Here is a 17,161-nt window from a genome sequence, read left to right as displayed (position 1 = left end):
TTGCCAAAGGTTGGTACTTTCTTGCCTACCTGCGCTTCAGAATCAAAATGTATCAATAACGAGACACATCACCACCAACTATGTGACACCTTTCACACTTGCAGTATGACTATATAAGCCTAAGCTTAATAAACGAAAGGGTGAGGTCTGAAGCTCAAGGAATGAGGCTCAACTGACCTCAATACATACTAACGTTGGTGTAGTACGTACTGAGCGGGATTCATATGGATAGACTGACCAAAGCTTATTGGATTGGAGAGACTCTTTGCTCGCTGCCGGAATCACTTCGCTGTGAGTTTGATAAGAACTTTGAGATTATGGACTGTAGCAAAGATATCTCTGTGCTTAGCGATAAAGAACACAGCTATTTCTTCTACTACATGACTTGCGATCATCGAGAACACCTGAAAGGCGTCATCACGCTCTGTGAAAATCTCGACAAAAAACTGATCGTTGTACATCCAACCGGTATCGAGCCTCACTTACCGCCAAAGCATATTTGTGCGGAATATTATACGTTGAATGAAATCACCCTCCCGATTTGGCTATCACAGATAAAATTGAAATACTTTTTGCACAGCAAGGTCGACGAAGAACAAATTTCGGTCGATAAACTCTTTTCTCGAAGCGGAAAGTCGAATTTTTCTGACGTGGTTCATTACATCGCCAATAACGTCCATAAAGACCTAAGAGAAGAGGAAGCTGCTGCGCTTTGTCACTACTCACCGAACTACTTTTCCAAAGTATTCCATCGCAAAGTTGGTATGTGCTTTCGTGATTATGTCACTGCGAAACGCATTTCATTAGCAAAGAAAATGCTCGTTGAAAATGAATCCATGAAAATTGCCTACATCGCTTATCAGTGTGGATACCGAGATGTCTCTTACTTTTCTCGAATTTTTAAGAAAAAAACAGGCCTGTCCCCAGCGAATTATCGGCAACAGTTTTAGGCGCTATTAGTACCGACTTTAGGGGTAACTAACGCTATCCTCCCCACATATTTCATCAAAATGCATTCCCGTGTCGTTATTTAACATGCTAAAGTTAACAATGCGTTAACAATTATAAATACAACGAGAAGACATGGAGTCACTAAAAATGAATCAGCCGAATCTAAACAGCGCTGCTGGTTGCGCTCTCCCACCACCAAATGAAATGATTCTCAAATGGGCTCAAGAGCGTCCAAATGAGGTCTATCTAAAACAAATTATTAATCGACAATTTGTTGAATACACGTTCGCTGATGTTGCCGATCAAGCCTTAAAACTCGTCAGTGCACTACGCAACCTCGGAGTACAGCCTGGTGACAAAGTAGCATTAGTATCTAAAAACTGTGCAGAGTGGTTTATTTGCGATCTTGCGATGATGCTTGGCGATTATGTCAGTGTGCCAATCTTTCCTACCGCCGGCGCGGACACCATCGAATACTGTGTGACTCATAGTGAAAGTAAAGCGCTCATTGGCGGAAAACTCGATGATCCTAAAGCAACCCAGCAAGTCATTGATGCAATGCCGGAGCTCATTAGTATCTCGCTCCCCTACGATACTGCACCAAAATGTCAGTACGAATACCAAGCACTCATTGCCGATGCAATGCCAAGTGAAGAGCGTCCACAGCACTACGACGATAAGCTAATGTCTTTGGTGTATACCTCTGGTACGTCAGGATTACCGAAAGGTGCGATGCTGACCTACGGAGCGTTTAACTGGTCAGTACAACAACTGATAAACCATATCGGTATTCAAGAAAATGATCGCCTATTTTCTTACTTACCTTTGGCTCATATTACAGAGCGCGTCTACATTTTTGGCTCATCCATCATGGGTGGTGTACCAACAGCATTTCCAGAATCATTGGATACCTTTATCGAAGATGTAAAAATGCACCGCCCGACTCTGTTTATCTCAGTCCCGCGATTATGGACGCTATTCCAACAACGTATTCAAGACAAACTTCCACAGAAGAAGCTCAACATTCTATTGAAAATCCCATTCGTCAATTCTCTGATCAAGAAAAAGCTCGCAGAAGGATTGGGGTTGGATCAGGCTCGAGTATTAGGCTGTGGCTCTGCCCCGGTATCACCAGCACTGCTGGAGTGGTACCACTCTGTAGGACTCAATATTACTGAAGCTTGGGGCATGACAGAATCATTTGCCTATAGCACGCTCAACTACCCATTTAGAGCTGACAAAATTGGTAGTGTCGGTAATGCTGGACCAGGTATTGAGTTAAAAATCGCTGACGATGATGAAATCATGGTGCGTGGCAACGGGCTATTTTCTGGCTACTACAAAAATGACATTGCCACCCAAGAGTCTTTTGATTCAGAGGGCTGGCTACACACAGGCGATATAGGCTCTATCGACTCAGATGGTTACCTAACCATTCAAGGCCGTAAAAAAGATAACTTTAAAACCGCCAAAGGTAAGTTTGTCTCTCCAGTTCCTATCGAGAAAAAACTTTTCGAATACAGTCGCGTAGAGATGATGTGCCTCATCGGTTTAGGGCTACCAGCCCCGATTCTTTTGGTTGTGCCACATGATTTTCCTAACTTTGATCGGGAGCGGTACGCACGAACCACCCGCAAAGTCATTGCAAAAATGAATCAAGAACTCGCCTCTCATGAGCAAATCAAAGGCGTATTAATGATTAAAGAGCCTTGGAGCATTGAAAATGGCGTATTGACGCCAACACTCAAAATTAAACGTCATGTGCTTGAGCAAAAGTATCATGAAATTGGTCACAACTGGCCGAAAGGTGAATTGGTTGTGTGGGAAGAAGACTTATAGCCTTGTCTGCACTCCTCAATATCATTGGGGAGTGCAGTTTAATTCTGAGCTTGAATCAAACTCATAAACTACTCTCTCCAAAACGGCTTCCTCACTTCACTATTAATCTCCTTTTCATCTAATCCTATATCGTCCCAAAGATGTTCTGGTAACTCTCTCAAGTGACGACGTGTCTTGTAGTTTCTTCTCCAACTAGCAAGTTTAGAATAAATTAACTGTAATCCGGTCTGATGGTCAGCTGATAAAGTGCGCTCACAAGTGTGTGTCATGTTTTCCATGTAACCAACTCCTATAACAATGTTGACCACTTAATAATCAGCGACTACGCTGATATCCTCAAACGATAGAATCTGCCATTGAGTTAAGGAAAACTAATGTGAAAGATCGAATGCCTCCTTTACAGGGCTTGTATTACTTCTTCGTTGCAGCAAAGGAAGGAAGCTTTAAAACAGCGGCAAAAGAATTGTTTGTTACGCCAGCCGCAATTAGTCAGCAAATTCGTCATCTTGAAGAGTTTTTAGGAACGGACTTATTTGTTCGCCAGCACAGAAAAATCGTGCTCACACCTGAGGGAGAGCTGCTGTTTACTCAGGCTGAAAGAGGGTTTGCTCATTTGCAGCAAGGGGTTAGATTGGTTAATCAAGATCCTAATCCTAACCACCTTTCGATATCAACACTCCCCTCTTTCGCTCACCATTGGTTAGTCCCGAAAATTACGGCTTTTCGTCAGCGTCACCCTGATATCGCCTTACTATTAGAACCAACCAATGATTTGGTGTCTTTTCAAGATAGTCAGATCGATTTGTGTGTCCGTTACGGTTTAGGAAAATACCCTAATTTAGAATCACAATGGTTAATGGATGAAGCTTTTTATCCTGCCTGTCACCCGGTATATCAGAAAGAGCACGGAATCTATCGCATTGAAGATTTAAGCAAAGCAGAGCTCATCGAAGACGTATGGCCAGATCTGGACTGGAACATGTGGTTAGCGAGACTTGGTCATTCAGCGGCAAAGCCTGCTTTAAAATACAGTGGCTCACACTTAGTGTTAGAAGCCGCGTTATCACTACAAGGCGTAGCGCTCGTCAAACACAGTTTAGCTCATCAATATTTCCGTTCAGGCAAACTGGTCCGAATTGGTGATATAGCCATTAAACCCAAATTTGCGTATTACCTGTGCGCTCCAAAAGGCTACTTAAAGCGACCTAAAGCCCAATTGTTTGCACAATGGTTGAGAGAAGAAATAGAAACATTTGAAAAGTCAGTGATACCAGATTTTAAAACCATCGACCTCAATGTTAGTAATACTGGCTCAGCTTCAGAATAGTCGGTAAACAACACCAAAGGCGTATATCAGCGAAACAAAAACGCGCTATGTATAAGCGGTTAGATACAAAAAGCCCCGCACTAGGCGGGGCTTTCAAGTTATAGAGTTAACTTAAGAATTACTTCTTAGCGTTACGCTCTTTAACGTCAGCAATTACTTGCTCAGCAACGTTTGCTGGACATGGTGCGTAGTGTGAGAACTCCATAGAGAACTGACCACGACCAGAAGTCATTGTACGTAGAGTACCGATGTAACCAAACATTTCTGATAGAGGTACATCACCCTTGATACGTACGCCAGTAGACGCAGCTTGTTGGTCTTTGATCATACCACGACGACGGTTAAGGTCACCGATTACGTCACCAACGTGATCTTCTGGAGTGAACACGTCAACTTTCATGATTGGTTCAAGAAGTTGCGCGCCAGCTTTAGGCATAGACTGACGGAATGCGCCTTTAGCAGCGATTTCGTAAGCGATTGCTGAAGAGTCAACTGCGTGGAAACCACCGTCGAATAGTTCAACTTCAACGTCTAGAGTAGGGAAGCCAGCTAGAACACCGTGCTCCATCATTGACGCAAAGCCTTTCTCAACTGCAGGCCAGAATTCTTTAGGTACGTTACCACCAACAACTGTTGACTTGAACGTGAAGCCAGAGTTTGGCTCACCTGGTTTGATACGGTAATCGATCTTACCGAACTGACCAGAACCACCAGACTGTTTCTTGTGCGTGTAGCTGTCTTCGATTGCTTGAGTGATAGTTTCACGGTAAGCAACCTGTGGAGCACCAACTTCTAGCTCAACGCCGTAAGTACGCTTAAGGATATCTACCTTGATGTCTAGGTGAAGTTCACCCATACCTTTCAGGATAGTTTCGCCTGAATCTTCATCAGTCTCAACTTGGAATGATGGATCTTCTGCAACCATTTTACCGATCGCGATACCCATCTTCTCAGAACCGCCTTTATCTTTAGGCTTAACTGCGATAGAGATTACTGGATCTGGGAAGATCATTGGCTCAAGAGTACATTCGTGCTTAGGATCACATAGAGTGTGACCAGTTTGAACGTTCTTCATACCAACTACAGCGATGATGTCACCAGCTTGTGCTGAATCGATCTCGTTACGCTCGTCTGCGTGCATCTCAACCATACGGCCGATACGCTCTGTTTTACCAGTTGCAGAGTTAAGTACTGTGTCACCTTTCTTCATCTTACCAGAGTAGATGCGGATAAAGGTTAGAGCACCAAAACGGTCGTCCATGATCTTAAATGCAAGCGCACGTAGTGGCTCGTCTGCAGATACAGTCGCAACTTCACCAGTTGGCTCACCAGTCTCTGAATCAGTTAGAGGCTGTGGATCAACTTCTGTTGGAGATGGTAGGTAATCAATTACCGCGTCAAGAATAAGTTGGATACCTTTGTTCTTGTACGCTGAACCACAGTAAGTTGGGAAGAATGCTAGATCACGAGTACCTTTACGGATACAACGTTTGATGTCTTCTAGAGATGGCTCTTCGCCTTCTTCTAGGTAAGCCATCATTAGATCTTCGTCTTGCTCTAGAGCAGTTTCGATTAGCATTTCACGGTATTCAGCAGCTTTTTCTACCATGTCTGCTGGAATATCTTGAACTTCGTAGTTCTCTGGCTGGCCAGACTCATCCCATACGTAAGCTTGTTGGCTTAGTACGTCTACAACACCTACGAAATCTTCTTCGATACCGATAGGTAGAGTCATAACTAGAGGTGTAGCACCTAGTACGTTTTGTACTTGATCTACAACTTTGTAGAAATCTGCGCCCATACGGTCTAGTTTGTTAACGAAGATCAGACGTGATACGTGTGATTCGTCAGCGTAACGCCAGTTAGTTTCTGACTGAGGCTCAACACCACCAGAACCACAGAATACACCGATACCACCGTCAAGTACTTTTAGAGAACGGTAAACTTCGATAGTGAAGTCAACGTGTCCAGGAGTATCGATGATGTTTAGACGGTGATCGTTCCAGAAACAAGTTGTTGCTGCAGACTGGATTGTGATACCACGTTCAGCTTCCTGCTCCATGAAGTCAGTTGTAGTTGAACCGTCGTGTGTATCACCGATCTTATGGATCTTACCAGTTAGCTTTAGGATACGCTCTGTAGAGGTAGTTTTACCCGCGTCTACGTGAGCAAAAATACCAATGTTTCTGTATTTTGATAAATCAGTCATTGTCTTACTCTGTTAATAAGGTATAAAGTGCGCGCAGAGTATATCACATTCTGTCAATACTGATACCCTTGCGTGCGGATGGAAGAAAAAAAATTTTAACGTGAAATTTCCGTCCCCAAAGCATAGTCAAACACAGCAATTTATGTACTTTATTCGCATTTTATTGAGGACGGATAGAACAGTTTGTGATTCCACAAATACCATTCTTATGAGCATTACAGCTCGTCAAAAGCCTCTATAGCTTCCGACAATTTCTTAACGCCGTGAATTTGCATGCCAGGAATGCCGCCTTTCGGCATGTTTGCTGCAGGCACAATGGCTTTCTTGAAACCATGTTTGAACGCTTCATTCAAACGTTCTTGCCCACTTGGCACAGGACGGATTTCGCCTGCAAGCCCGACCTCACCAAAAATAACCACATCTTTGGGTAGTGGACGGTCACGAAAACTCGATAAAAGCGCCATAACTAACGCAAGATCGGCACTCGTCTCCGTCACCTTAACACCGCCAACCACATTAACAAAGACATCTTGGTCTGCCATTTGTAAGCCACCATGCTTATGCAACACAGCGAGCAAAAGTGATAAGCGGTTCTGCTCCAAACCGACCGCAACACGGCGAGGGTTTGCCAATTGCGAGTAATCCACCAACGCTTGAATCTCTACTAATAGAGGACGCGTACCTTCCCAAACCACCATAACAGAAGAACCTGATGTTTCTTCTTCACCACGAGAAAGGAAAATCGCGGATGGGTTACTCACTTCTTTCAACCCTTGGCCTGTCATTGCAAAAACACCGAGCTCATTCACAGCGCCAAAGCGGTTTTTATGACTACGCAATGTGCGAAAGCGGCTATCAGTACCACCATCAAGCAGCACTGAACAGTCTATAATGTGCTCAAGAACTTTAGGGCCCGCAAGGGTACCATCTTTTGTTACGTGACCAACAATAAATACCGCGACGTTATTCTGTTTTGCGTATCGTGTCAGAGCTGTCGCAGATTCACGTACTTGAGCAACACTGCCCGGTGACGATTGAACATCTGAAACGTGCATTACCTGAATCGAGTCAATCACCATAATGCGAGGTTGCTCTTTTTCAGCAATTTGGCAAATTTTGTCGACGTTCGTTTCCGATAGCATTTTTAAATGATCTTTCGGCAACCCTAGTCGAGAAGCACGCATTGCTACCTGCTGCAACGATTCTTCACCTGTTACATAGAGCGTTGGCATTTGCGCAGACAAACTACACATGGTTTGCAGCAGCAAGGTGGATTTACCAGCGCCAGGGTTACCACCAATCAAAATAGCGGCGCCGGGTACAACGCCCCCACCTAATACGCGGTCAAGTTCTTTAAACCCACTTGTGAAGCGTGGCACTTCCTGCAGATCAATTTCGGATAACGTTTGAACTGTAGCTTCTGTTGCGGAGCCCGCGTAGCCGGATAAACGTTCATTACGAGCAACCGTTGGCGATGCAGCGATACGGACTTCTGTTATCGTATTCCACGAACCACATGCGTTACACTGCCCCTGCCAACGGGGAAAATCCGCGCCACAATCATTACAAACATACGCTCGTTTTGCTTTCGCCATGATGCCTCGATTTTTTCTACAAATGTGACTAAGCACAGCCAAGTCAGACCTTAACTGAAATGAACTATTGATATACTTAAGTTTTACTTCGCTTAGCCGATACAATTTAAAGTAACGACATACTCTAACAGAAATAATGCAGCAATCTGAAATTCTCTCGATCGCAGAACGACTCATTCCCGTTTACGGTTCGGATGACTTTGACTTTGTCCTTGGCCAATTGACCGAGGAAGAGCCGCCTTCGGCCAAAATCTTAGTGAAAATGGAACTTAACCGCTTGATGGCTCCGTGCAAAAAAAGCATCGATCTGCGCGGTCGCGTCCAAGGTGAATGTCGCGAGTATATTTTGGATGGTATTCCACATTGGTTAGATGACGTTGCTTTCAACGCTTACCATAAAAACATCAAAAAGTTTGGCGGCTACACTGAGGGAATGTGGGAAGCTTTGGTCAACACGCGGAATAACTTTCGCGTAATGAGCAAACGTCTTACTCAACAAAAAACGCAATCGTTAACGGATCCTAAAAGCCCTTTCTTAGCGGAGCCTGTTCACCTCGGCTATGACTTAAAGCGCCAAGAAAAGCGCTTGAAAGTCCAATCTCAAGTCGAGATTTGCCGCTCTAAAGGGCAACTTCTGCATGGGTTAAGCATTGACTTATCCTGCTCTGGCGCAAAGTTCAAAGTCCCAAGTGCGTTTAAATATAACCTTGGGGAGATTATTCAGGTCACGTTTACTGAATTTGCCAGCAAATCTCAGGTTGCCGGAATAGAGAAACCGCTGGCGTACCGCATACTTGCGGTTGATGACTGTTACGAGAATGACTCAGTTCGATACCTCAGAACCATACGTTTAACTGAAACCAATGTCGTTACTCGAGTGATCGATGAAGCGCTCAACAGCGCAGCGAAAAGAGCTCGTCACGATAATCAAGATAAGATCATTCGAGCTCGAACTCGTGGTTATGAGCACATCGCGCTTAAGCACACCAGCAGCTTACCTCTATTCTTTGATGGCAGTGAGCTGAAACTCGCTATGTTGACGCCAAACAATCAAAAGCTTTGGCAGTACTGGCATGATGAAAGGAACCAGCAAATGTTTGGATCCTTATTTAATGAGAAGCGAGTCGCGTCACTCATTAAACCTGGCGTTAAAGGCACCACAAACGTCCTTTATTCATTTACTCACGAGCACGAAAACCGAACCTATTTCTATTCGATGCTTCGTCCTGAGGCCACTCGTGAACAACGCCAGCTATTTTGGCATTTAGGTGCTAAACGTGAAAGTTGGCGCGCGTTTAGAATTTCGATATTTGAACTGTCAGAGCAAGAACAGGAAGACTTAGCCGCTTTCTCTCCGCAGTTAGCTGAAACGTCCCAATCATTGACTCACATTGGCATCTTGCAAGAAATTGCTGACGAAAAATCAGGGCAGGATTATCTGCTCACTGAAAAGCCGCGCTTACCCGCAAATACGTTAAATGCATTTCGCCATCCGAGAAGAATTATAGGCAACCCGAAAGGCATTTATTTTGATGCCAAGTCTCGTCGCAAAGAGCCACGTTACCGATTTAAGACCCCAATAGAACTACGTTCTGGGCCTGTCACAGCGAGCGGCAGCACTGTCGATATTTCAAAGCGAGGGCTCGGCATTAAACTGGACGAACCTACCATGTTGCGCTCTGGGCAAGAGGTTCAGATCAACTTCCGAGAGTTACAGCTCTACGACAAAAAGCTGCCTTTAACGTCGGTGCCATACCGGGTAATTCGTGTTAGCCCAGATGGCTGTAGCGTACAGTTAGTTATTGATGAAAGCAGCCACACCATTAAAGTGATCGCCTTTTTCAACAGCATTATCGAGCACAATCAAGATAAGTTGATCCCGCAAAAAGAGATGCTACCGAGTAATGCGTTACTTGAAAGACTGCACAGCATGTTGCTCTCTCGAACTCTGAGCACACCCATTTTTATCAGTAAAACAGCGTCGTCTTCAATCAAAACCCCCGTTATTGGGGTGAATTTGCCGCTACCTAAGCACATTGAGCTTTTTGCACGCCTTGGGCACGATCAATTGTTGTCACTTGAACCTATCTTTAAAGGTCGAACAAGCACATTAATCGCAGAGCCGATAAAGCGTGTAGAGGGAGCTCAAGCAAGGCATCAGGATATCTACATTAGCGCAGCCAAAGTCGGCAATAAAATTACAGGCATTGAGTCTAAGCTTCATCAAGAGTTCAACAGCGTAAAAGAACGGATTCAATTTATAAAGAAAGCGCGAATGATGGGTGACTTCTACGTAATTCGCTTATCTACAGCCCCAATTTTCGATCCGATGACATCGTTGCTGCAACAAGATTTAAGTGACTTAACCCAATTTGGTGTACATCAAGCGAGCAAATTAGAAAAGGAGCTGACCGCTTTGGTCGGTTACAGTGAGTTTGAAGACATTACGGAAGAGGTTGTAATTAGATTGGAGTTAACCGAGTAAATTTAGAGCCATACTAAGTCAACGAAAAACACCGCCAGAAAGGCGGTGTTTTTGAATGGATAAATTAAGGTTTTGCTTTCCAGCTGACCTTTTGCTGCTTCACCAGTGCACCAGATAAAATACAGAGCACACCGCCTAAGCCTGCAAAGCGAATCGCAGATTGCGCTTGAGCTTCCACTTTAGGTTTTGCGTGGTACGCGATACCTAAGCCCGCCACCGACATCATCACAAGATCGTTAGCGCCATCACCGACAGCAACCGTGTTGTGCTGCTCAATTTCGTATTCATCCGCCAACTCCACCAGGATATCTGACTTCATCTGCGCGGTAACCACATCGCCAAGTACGTTCCCCGTGAGCTTACCATTAATGATTTCCAACTGATTAGAGCGAGCAAAATCTAAATCGACTTTATCTTTGATATAGTCCGAGAAGTAAGTAAAACCACCGGAAGCAATCGCTGTTTTCCAGCCTAGTGCTTTTAACGTTGCGATTAACGCTTCAAAGTCCGGCATAAATGGCAATTGGGAACGAACTTGTTCAAGAATTGATTCATCCGCACCTTTGAGCTTGCCTACGCGTTGACGCAAACTTTGCTCAAAATCCAGTTCTCCTTGCATCGCACGTTCAGTAACTTCTGCCACCTCATCCCCGACTCCGGCCAATTTTGCGATTTCATCAATACACTCTATCTGGATTGCCGTTGAGTCCATGTCAAATACAATCAAACCTTGGGTTGAGAGATCTGGAACTTCATTAAGCGAGGCGTAATCCAAGTTGAGGCTTTGTAAGATCGTTTCGTGTTGAGGGGTCAACTCTCCTGCCATCAAGGCGACTTCATATTGGCCAACTTTCCACGTTTCTAACACGGGGTTGTAGACACCTGTGAAGAAATCAATGTCTTCAAAATGACGTGGCGAAAGGTATTCTGCAAACACTATCCAGTTTGCTTTTGCTTTATCTAGTTGGGAGGCAAATCGAGTCTCGGGTAATCGTTTTAAAAGTGTCGTATGTTTTCTGATAGGCAAGCTTTTTGACGCGTCCATGTATATAATCCCTTATGACTTTGCTAAAACGTTACCTCAACAAACTAAAAAGGCAAGTCTTTGTTTTATTTTAAATGGATGAGTAAAGAGCATGAGTGAATCCTTGTTCTCAGTAAGGAATGCCCTAAGAATTCTGGCACTAATCCTACTGTGTGTGATGTTGTTTATCACGATCAAAAACAGTGTTGTGATCAGTAAGGGCAACGAGAAAATTCAAGCACAGCAGCTTGAGACACTCACCAAAGTTTTGATTTCACAGGCGTCTCTTTCTGCCAGTGAAATGATTTTGACCAAAGATCAAGAACGCTTACTTAAGCTGACAAACCAGCTAGCACAAGACCGTTTGGTGTTTGATGCGACAATATATGATGCACAAGGCGTACGTTTAGCGTCTAGTGAAGATGCGCTATCGGTACGCGAAGTTTTAGGCTTAGACACGCCCTTGGCAACAGCTTCCATTGGCCGCCAGCAGTTGGTTGAGCCAGTATTTGCCGATGAAGCTCTCATCGGTTTTGTTCGCGTTACCTTTGAGACAGGTCGTGTAACCGCGATTTCTGACCACCACTATCGTAAGAGTGATCGCTACATGTACATGATGGTGCTAATGAGTTTTGTGTGCGGCATGTTATTCATTATGATTTTACGTAGACAGCCTATCCGCCGTAAAAAAGCGCAAAACCTACTGCTAACCAAATAGTCAGTCGGTAATCAACATCTAATACAAAAACAGCCCGCATTGTGCGGGCTGTTCTTTTAGTTCTTAATGTCAAGAAACTAAGATGACTCTTTGTCGCTTATTCTTCGTCGCCTAGCAATACTGAATCTAGTGCGATTAGCATCATGTCGTTGAATGTTGTTTGACGCTCATCAGAAGTTGTTTGCTCACCCGTTTTGATGTGATCTGAAACCGTACAGATTGTCAGAGCTTTTGCACCGTATTCTGCCGCTACGCCGTAAATGCCCGCCGCTTCCATTTCAACACCAACAATGCCGTACTTGTCCATTACGTCGAACATTTCTGGATCTGGCGTGTAGAAAAGCTCCGCTGAAAATAGGTTACCGACTTTCACATCAATGCCACGTGCTTTTGCTGCGTCTTCTGCCGCGCGAACCATTTTGTAGTCTGCGATTGCTGCAAAGTCATGACCTTTAAAACGGATACGGTTCACTTTAGAATCCGTACACGCGCCCATGCCGATCACAACATCACGCACTTTGATGTCTTCGTTTACTGCGCCACAGCTACCAACACGGATGATTTTCTTCACGCCGAAGTCTTTAATTAGCTCCGTTGCGTAAATCGAGCATGATGGGATACCCATACCGTGGCCCATAACCGAGATCTTACGGCCTTTGTATGTGCCAGTGTAACCGAACATATTACGCACATCACACACTTGCACAACGTCTTCAAGGAAGGTTTCTGCGATGTATTTTGCACGTAGCGGGTCACCCGGCATCAGTACGACGTCTGCGAATGCACCCATTTCAGCATTGATATGTGGAGTTGCCATTTTCTTTTCCTTAACCTTTCTCTAGCGCTCCGCGCTTAAGGCGATATAAGCCAGAGTATTCTCATTTCCGACAAGCAGTACTTGCATACTGCAAACATAAAACTAGGAGCATTCAGCTCCTAGTTTTCAATATCCTAATTATAGGAAATTCTTACCGTAATCCATTGGAGAAGTACCGAAGTAGCTCGCCAATGTTTGGCCGATGTCTGCGAATGTTTCGCGGCGGCCAAGAGAGCCTGCTGGCACTTTTTGACCGTAAACCAATACTGGGATGTGCTCACGAGTATGGTCAGTACCTGGCCATGTTGGGTCACAGCCGTGGTCTGCTGTTAGGATAAGCACGTCATCTTCACCCATCAGTTCTAGCACTTCATTGATGCGACCATCAAAGTACTCAAGCGCTGCAGCGTAACCCGCCACATCACGACGGTGACCGTAAGCTGAATCGAAGTCGACGAAGTTAGTGAATACGATGGTGTTATCACCCGCTTCTTTGATCGCTTCTTTCGTTGCTTCAAATAGTGCTGGAATGCCTGTTGCTTTGGTTTTCTTAGTGATCCCGCAACCAGCATAAATATCTGAAATCTTACCGATGGAATGAACCTGACCGCCCTTCTCATCAACTAACTTTTGTAAGATAGTCGCTGATGGTGGCTCTACAGATAGGTCACGACGGTTACCCGTACGCTCAAATTGACCTTTACCCGGGCCAATGAATGGGCGCGCGATTACACGGCCGATGTTGTAATCTTCTAGTTCTTCACGCGCAATTTGGCAAAGCTCTAGTAGACGATCCAGGCCGAATGTCTCTTCGTGACAGGCGATTTGGAATACAGAGTCCGCAGAAGTGTAGAAGATTGGCTGCCCAGTCTTCATATGCTCTTCACCCAAGTCATCAAGAACTTGAGTACCAGATGCGTGGCAGTTACCTAGGAAACCGTCAAGACCCGCGCGCTCAAGGATGCGATCCGTCAGCTCTTTAGGGAAGCTGTTTGCTTTGTCTGTGAAGTAACCCCAGTCAAACAGAACAGGAACACCTGCGATTTCCCAGTGACCAGACGGCGTATCTTTACCAGAAGAAAGCTCTGCTGCGTGACCGTACGCACCAATGATTTCGGCATCTGCGTCTAGGCCAGGTGCGAAGCGACCTGTTGACTCTTTATGTGCCATTGCCAAACCTAACTTAGATAGGTTTGGAAGGCGAAGTGCGCCTTGACGTTGGTCGTTATCTGCTAAGCCTTTTTCGCATTGTTCTGCGATGTGGCCTAGTGTGTCTGAACCTACATCACCAAATTTCTCAGCGTCAGCGGTTGCACCAATACCGAATGAGTCTAGTACTAAAATAAATGCTCTTTTCATTGCTCGTTCCTTAGGCCCACTCGGCTTTTTATTATGGTTGAGTAGGCCTTGTGTAATTACTTGTTCTATTAAATATCTTCTGCACGAATTTGGCGGTAAACCTCTGGAGTTGGTGTGTACTCACCACCTACTTTGATTGCACTGCGCAGTGCTTTTGCCGCTTCTTCCCACTGCTCTTCGCTGCGAGCGTGGATAACGGCAAGAGGTTTATCGCTATCTGCAACTTCACCCAAGCGGATGAACTCGTCGAAACCTACGGCATAGTCGATTTCATCAGTAGCAACACGGCGACCACCACCCATAGCAACGACAGCCATGCCAATCGCACGCGTGTCCATTGCTGAAACAATGCCCGTTTCCGTCGCGTAAACAGGCTTGATGATTTCCGCTTTTTCTAGGTAGTTATCGTAGTTTTCTACGAAGTCTGCTGGGCCGCCAAGACCCGCAACCATCTTGCCGAAGCATGCTGCTGCTTTACCGTTGTCTAGCGCTTCCATCAACTTCGCACGTGCGTCTTCTGTGTTCTCAGCCAGTTTGCCAAGTACCAGCATTTCTGCACAAGAAGCCATGGTGACTTCAAGTAGGCGTGGGTTACGGTATTCACCAGTTAGGAAACGAACCGCTTCACGAACTTCCACCGCATTACCTGCCGAAGAGGCCAATACTTGGTTCATGTCTGTCAAGATTGCAGTGGTCTTAGTACCCGCACCGTTTGCTACTGCAACGATTGATTTCGCTAGCTCTTCAGACGCTTCGTAAGTTGGCATGAATGCACCAGAGCCGACTTTAACGTCCATCACTAGCGACTCCAGACCCGCCGCCAATTTCTTAGAAAGAATGGAAGCCGTGATCAGAGAAATGTTGTCTACGGTTGCGGTAATATCACGAGTCGCGTAAACACGCTTATCCGCTGGAGCAAGGTCACCAGTTTGACCGATGATCGCCACACCAGCGTCTTTAGTTACTTGCCCAAACACATCGTTGCTTGGTGTGATGTTGTAGCCTGGAATAGACTCAAGCTTATCTAGCGTACCGCCTGTGTGGCCAAGACCACGGCCAGAGATCATTGGTACGAAACCGCCGCATGCTGCCACCATAGGGCCAAGCATCAAAGACGTTACGTCGCCCACACCGCCGGTAGAGTGTTTGTCGACAATTGGGCCACCAAAGTTCATGTGGCTCCAGTCGATAACCATGCCCGAATCACGCATTGCACACGTTAGGGCAATACGCTCATCCATGGTCATTTCATTGAAGAAAATTGTCATAGCAAACGCCGCGATCTGACCTTCAGATACGGTGTTATTTGCTACGCCTTGAATAAAGAAGTTGATTTCGTCTGCGGTAAGTACTTCACCGTCACGTTTTTTACGAATGATTTCTTGTGGTAAATACATTAGTGCCTCCCATGCTCTCAGTGAGCCATGGTTAAGTAGGATAGAAGAGGTTTGGTAGCACCCGTTTAGGTGCTACCGTTCAGACATATTATTGGGATTAGTACGCTGCTGGATCAGCGGTTTCGTCTGTCACTTCTAATGTATTTAGTAGGTTAGTTAGCAGGCTAGACGCACCAAAACGGTAGTGACGAGCATCAACCCAGTTATCACCTAGGATTTCGTCAGCCATTGCTAGGTATGCAGCTGCATCTTCAGCAGTGCGCACACCACCTGCTGGTTTGAAACCAACAGTTTCTGCAACACCCATGTCACGAATCACTTCAAGCATCATGCGTGCATATTCTGGTGTTGCGTTTACTGGCACTTTACCAGTTGAAGTTTTAATGAAGTCAGCACCTGCTTCAATACAGATTTGAGATGCTTTCTTGATTAGTGCTTCTTCTTTTAGTTCACCCGTTTCGATGATCACTTTAAGAAGAATATCACCACAAGCCTCTTTACATTGCTTAACTAGTTCGAAGCCTACTTTCTCATCACCCGCCATTAGCGCGCGGTATGGGAAAACTACGTCAACTTCGTCTGCACCGTAAGCAACCGCCGCTTTTGTTTCAGCAACTGCGATTTCAATGTCGTCGTTACCGTGTGGGAAGTTCGTTACTGTTGCAATGCGAACCTCTGGCGTACCTTGCTCACGAAGTGTCTTCTTAGCAATAGGAATAAAGCGAGGGTAAATACAAATTGCAGCTGTGTTGCCTACTGCTGTTTTCGCGTCATGACATAATGAGATCACTTTTGCATCAGTGTCATCGTCATTCAACGTAGTTAGGTCCATAAGTTTAAGTGCACGTAGCGCTGCTGCTTTTAAATCGCTCATTTCTATCTCCGATCAATATTCAAAAAATTCACTACTCAGCCTTACATCACGTCTCTAACTATAATCAACAAGTCGAGACAATGTGAGTAAATGGCTAAACAGTCTATTAATGAACGGACTTGGTTCCCTGAAGACTCGGCATATACAGCGAAAATTTCATATGCCAATTGCTATCCTTGTCACCGCACAGTACCAGTTTGGCCTATGGCACAACAATCTATGATTGCGGTGTCTTTAATATCACATCACACAGCAAAACGCCTATTAGATCTGATATTGCTGGGCAAGTCATTTGCCCATCGATTATGTAATATTCATTACGTGATTAAGTATCAACCTTAACCACTATCCTGTGATTAATACATTATAGAGTTTCACCGCAAAACTGTAGCACCAAATAGAGCGCAAACGGTTTGTATCTCAAAATTTCCTAGCCCCTATTCCATCGGCTGCGTAACTCATAGACTGAGTCCGGCACCCGGTGAGATTTTAGAGCCCGAAAAACGAAAAATGCCCCGCAGCAATCTCTTGCTACAGGGCATGATGTAAAACGGCGTCTATATATT

At 45.0% G+C, this 17,161-nt stretch carries 13 protein-coding genes; 5 read left to right on the top strand and 8 right to left on the bottom strand.

From position 1 onward, the window contains the following. The first annotated feature begins 224 nt into the window (after positions 1-224). Positions 225-950 (top strand): helix-turn-helix domain-containing protein, encoded by a 726-nt coding sequence (locus FR741_RS03610; RefSeq protein ID WP_167426274.1) that lies wholly within the window; start codon positions 225-227, stop codon positions 948-950. A 148-nt stretch (positions 951-1,098) separates the two neighbouring features. Next, on the top strand, positions 1,099-2,790 hold the full coding sequence (locus tag FR741_RS03605; protein ID WP_167427061.1) for an AMP-binding protein: 1,692 nt from the start codon (positions 1,099-1,101) through the stop codon (positions 2,788-2,790). A gap of 68 nt (positions 2,791-2,858) precedes the next feature. On the opposite strand, the gene FR741_RS03600 is transcribed toward FR741_RS03605, so the two are convergent. Continuing rightward, a complete protein-coding gene (locus FR741_RS03600) occupies positions 2,859-3,068 on the bottom strand; it encodes a DUF1127 domain-containing protein (RefSeq protein ID WP_047008935.1) in 210 nt (69 codons plus the stop codon). Positions 3,069-3,166: 98 nt separating this feature from the next. Here FR741_RS03600 and FR741_RS03595 point away from each other — a divergent pair, with 98 nt between their 5' ends. Further along, entirely contained in the window at positions 3,167-4,117 is a 951-nt protein-coding gene (locus tag FR741_RS03595; protein WP_065645470.1) for a LysR substrate-binding domain-containing protein, read from the top strand. Positions 4,118-4,235: 118 nt separating this feature from the next. Here FR741_RS03595 and fusA read toward each other — a convergent pair whose 3' ends face one another. Both fusA and radA read right to left on the bottom strand, forming a co-directional pair. Next, positions 4,236-6,326: an elongation factor G gene (fusA, locus tag FR741_RS03590; protein WP_012841459.1), complete on the bottom strand. Its 2,091-nt coding sequence runs from the start codon at positions 6,324-6,326 to the stop codon at positions 4,236-4,238. A 215-nt stretch (positions 6,327-6,541) separates the two neighbouring features. Continuing rightward, positions 6,542-7,921 carry a DNA repair protein RadA gene (radA, locus tag FR741_RS03585; protein ID WP_012841458.1) on the bottom strand — a complete coding sequence of 460 codons (1,380 nt, stop codon included), beginning with the start codon at positions 7,919-7,921 and terminating at the stop codon, positions 6,542-6,544. Positions 7,922-8,057: 136 nt separating this feature from the next. Here radA and FR741_RS03580 point away from each other — a divergent pair, with 136 nt between their 5' ends. Further along, positions 8,058-10,406, top strand: coding sequence for a PilZ domain-containing protein (locus tag FR741_RS03580; protein ID WP_167426273.1), 2,349 nt, complete (start codon positions 8,058-8,060; stop codon positions 10,404-10,406). Positions 10,407-10,470: 64 nt separating this feature from the next. Here the strand turns inward: FR741_RS03580 and serB are convergent, their stop codons facing one another. Further along, the gene (serB, locus tag FR741_RS03575; protein WP_006742382.1) at positions 10,471-11,451 is read right to left on the bottom strand and encodes a phosphoserine phosphatase; all 981 of its coding nucleotides are present in this window, start codon (positions 11,449-11,451) and stop codon (positions 10,471-10,473) included. 91 nt (positions 11,452-11,542) lie between these two features. On the opposite strand from serB, the gene FR741_RS03570 reads away from it, so the two are divergent. Further along, positions 11,543-12,148, top strand: a complete 606-nt coding sequence (locus tag FR741_RS03570) for a YtjB family periplasmic protein (protein WP_041852892.1) — start codon at positions 11,543-11,545, stop codon at positions 12,146-12,148. Between the two features lie 97 nt (positions 12,149-12,245). Here FR741_RS03570 and deoD read toward each other — a convergent pair whose 3' ends face one another. The 4 genes from deoD to deoC form a co-directional block, all read right to left on the bottom strand. Continuing rightward, on the bottom strand, positions 12,246-12,965 hold the full coding sequence (deoD, locus tag FR741_RS03565; RefSeq protein ID WP_006742381.1) for a purine-nucleoside phosphorylase: 720 nt from the start codon (positions 12,963-12,965) through the stop codon (positions 12,246-12,248). 138 nt (positions 12,966-13,103) lie between these two features. After that, positions 13,104-14,324, bottom strand: a complete 1,221-nt coding sequence (locus tag FR741_RS03560) for a phosphopentomutase (protein ID WP_047008941.1) — start codon at positions 14,322-14,324, stop codon at positions 13,104-13,106. A gap of 68 nt (positions 14,325-14,392) precedes the next feature. After that, on the bottom strand, positions 14,393-15,721 hold the full coding sequence (gene deoA / locus FR741_RS03555) for a thymidine phosphorylase (RefSeq protein ID WP_048625940.1): 1,329 nt from the start codon (positions 15,719-15,721) through the stop codon (positions 14,393-14,395). A gap of 97 nt (positions 15,722-15,818) precedes the next feature. Beyond that, a complete protein-coding gene (gene deoC, locus FR741_RS03550; protein ID WP_006742378.1) occupies positions 15,819-16,595 on the bottom strand; it encodes a deoxyribose-phosphate aldolase in 777 nt (258 codons plus the stop codon). Positions 16,596-17,161 lie beyond the last annotated feature (566 nt).

Source organism: Vibrio diabolicus, assembly GCF_011801455.1.
Lineage (GTDB): Bacteria > Pseudomonadota > Gammaproteobacteria > Enterobacterales > Vibrionaceae > Vibrio > Vibrio diabolicus.
This window is presented reverse-complemented; position numbering and strand designations above follow the sequence as displayed.

Coding starts and splice junctions, on each gene's coding strand:
- FR741_RS03560 (WP_047008941.1), bottom strand. CDS start 14,324: ATGAAAAGAGCATTTATTTTAGTACTAGACTCATTCGGTATTGGTGCA.
- FR741_RS03610 (WP_167426274.1), top strand. CDS start 225: ATGGATAGACTGACCAAAGCTTATTGGATTGGAGAGACTCTTTGCTCG.
- deoD (WP_006742381.1), bottom strand. CDS start 12,965: ATGGCAACTCCACATATCAATGCTGAAATGGGTGCATTCGCAGACGTC.
- FR741_RS03580 (WP_167426273.1), top strand. CDS start 8,058: ATGCAGCAATCTGAAATTCTCTCGATCGCAGAACGACTCATTCCCGTT.
- deoC (WP_006742378.1), bottom strand. CDS start 16,595: ATGAGCGATTTAAAAGCAGCAGCGCTACGTGCACTTAAACTTATGGAC.
- FR741_RS03600 (WP_047008935.1), bottom strand. CDS start 3,068: ATGGAAAACATGACACACACTTGTGAGCGCACTTTATCAGCTGACCAT.
- fusA (WP_012841459.1), bottom strand. CDS start 6,326: ATGACTGATTTATCAAAATACAGAAACATTGGTATTTTTGCTCACGTA.
- deoA (WP_048625940.1), bottom strand. CDS start 15,721: ATGTATTTACCACAAGAAATCATTCGTAAAAAACGTGACGGTGAAGTA.
- FR741_RS03570 (WP_041852892.1), top strand. CDS start 11,543: ATGAGTGAATCCTTGTTCTCAGTAAGGAATGCCCTAAGAATTCTGGCA.
- radA (WP_012841458.1), bottom strand. CDS start 7,921: ATGGCGAAAGCAAAACGAGCGTATGTTTGTAATGATTGTGGCGCGGAT.
- FR741_RS03605 (WP_167427061.1), top strand. CDS start 1,099: ATGAATCAGCCGAATCTAAACAGCGCTGCTGGTTGCGCTCTCCCACCA.
- serB (WP_006742382.1), bottom strand. CDS start 11,451: ATGGACGCGTCAAAAAGCTTGCCTATCAGAAAACATACGACACTTTTA.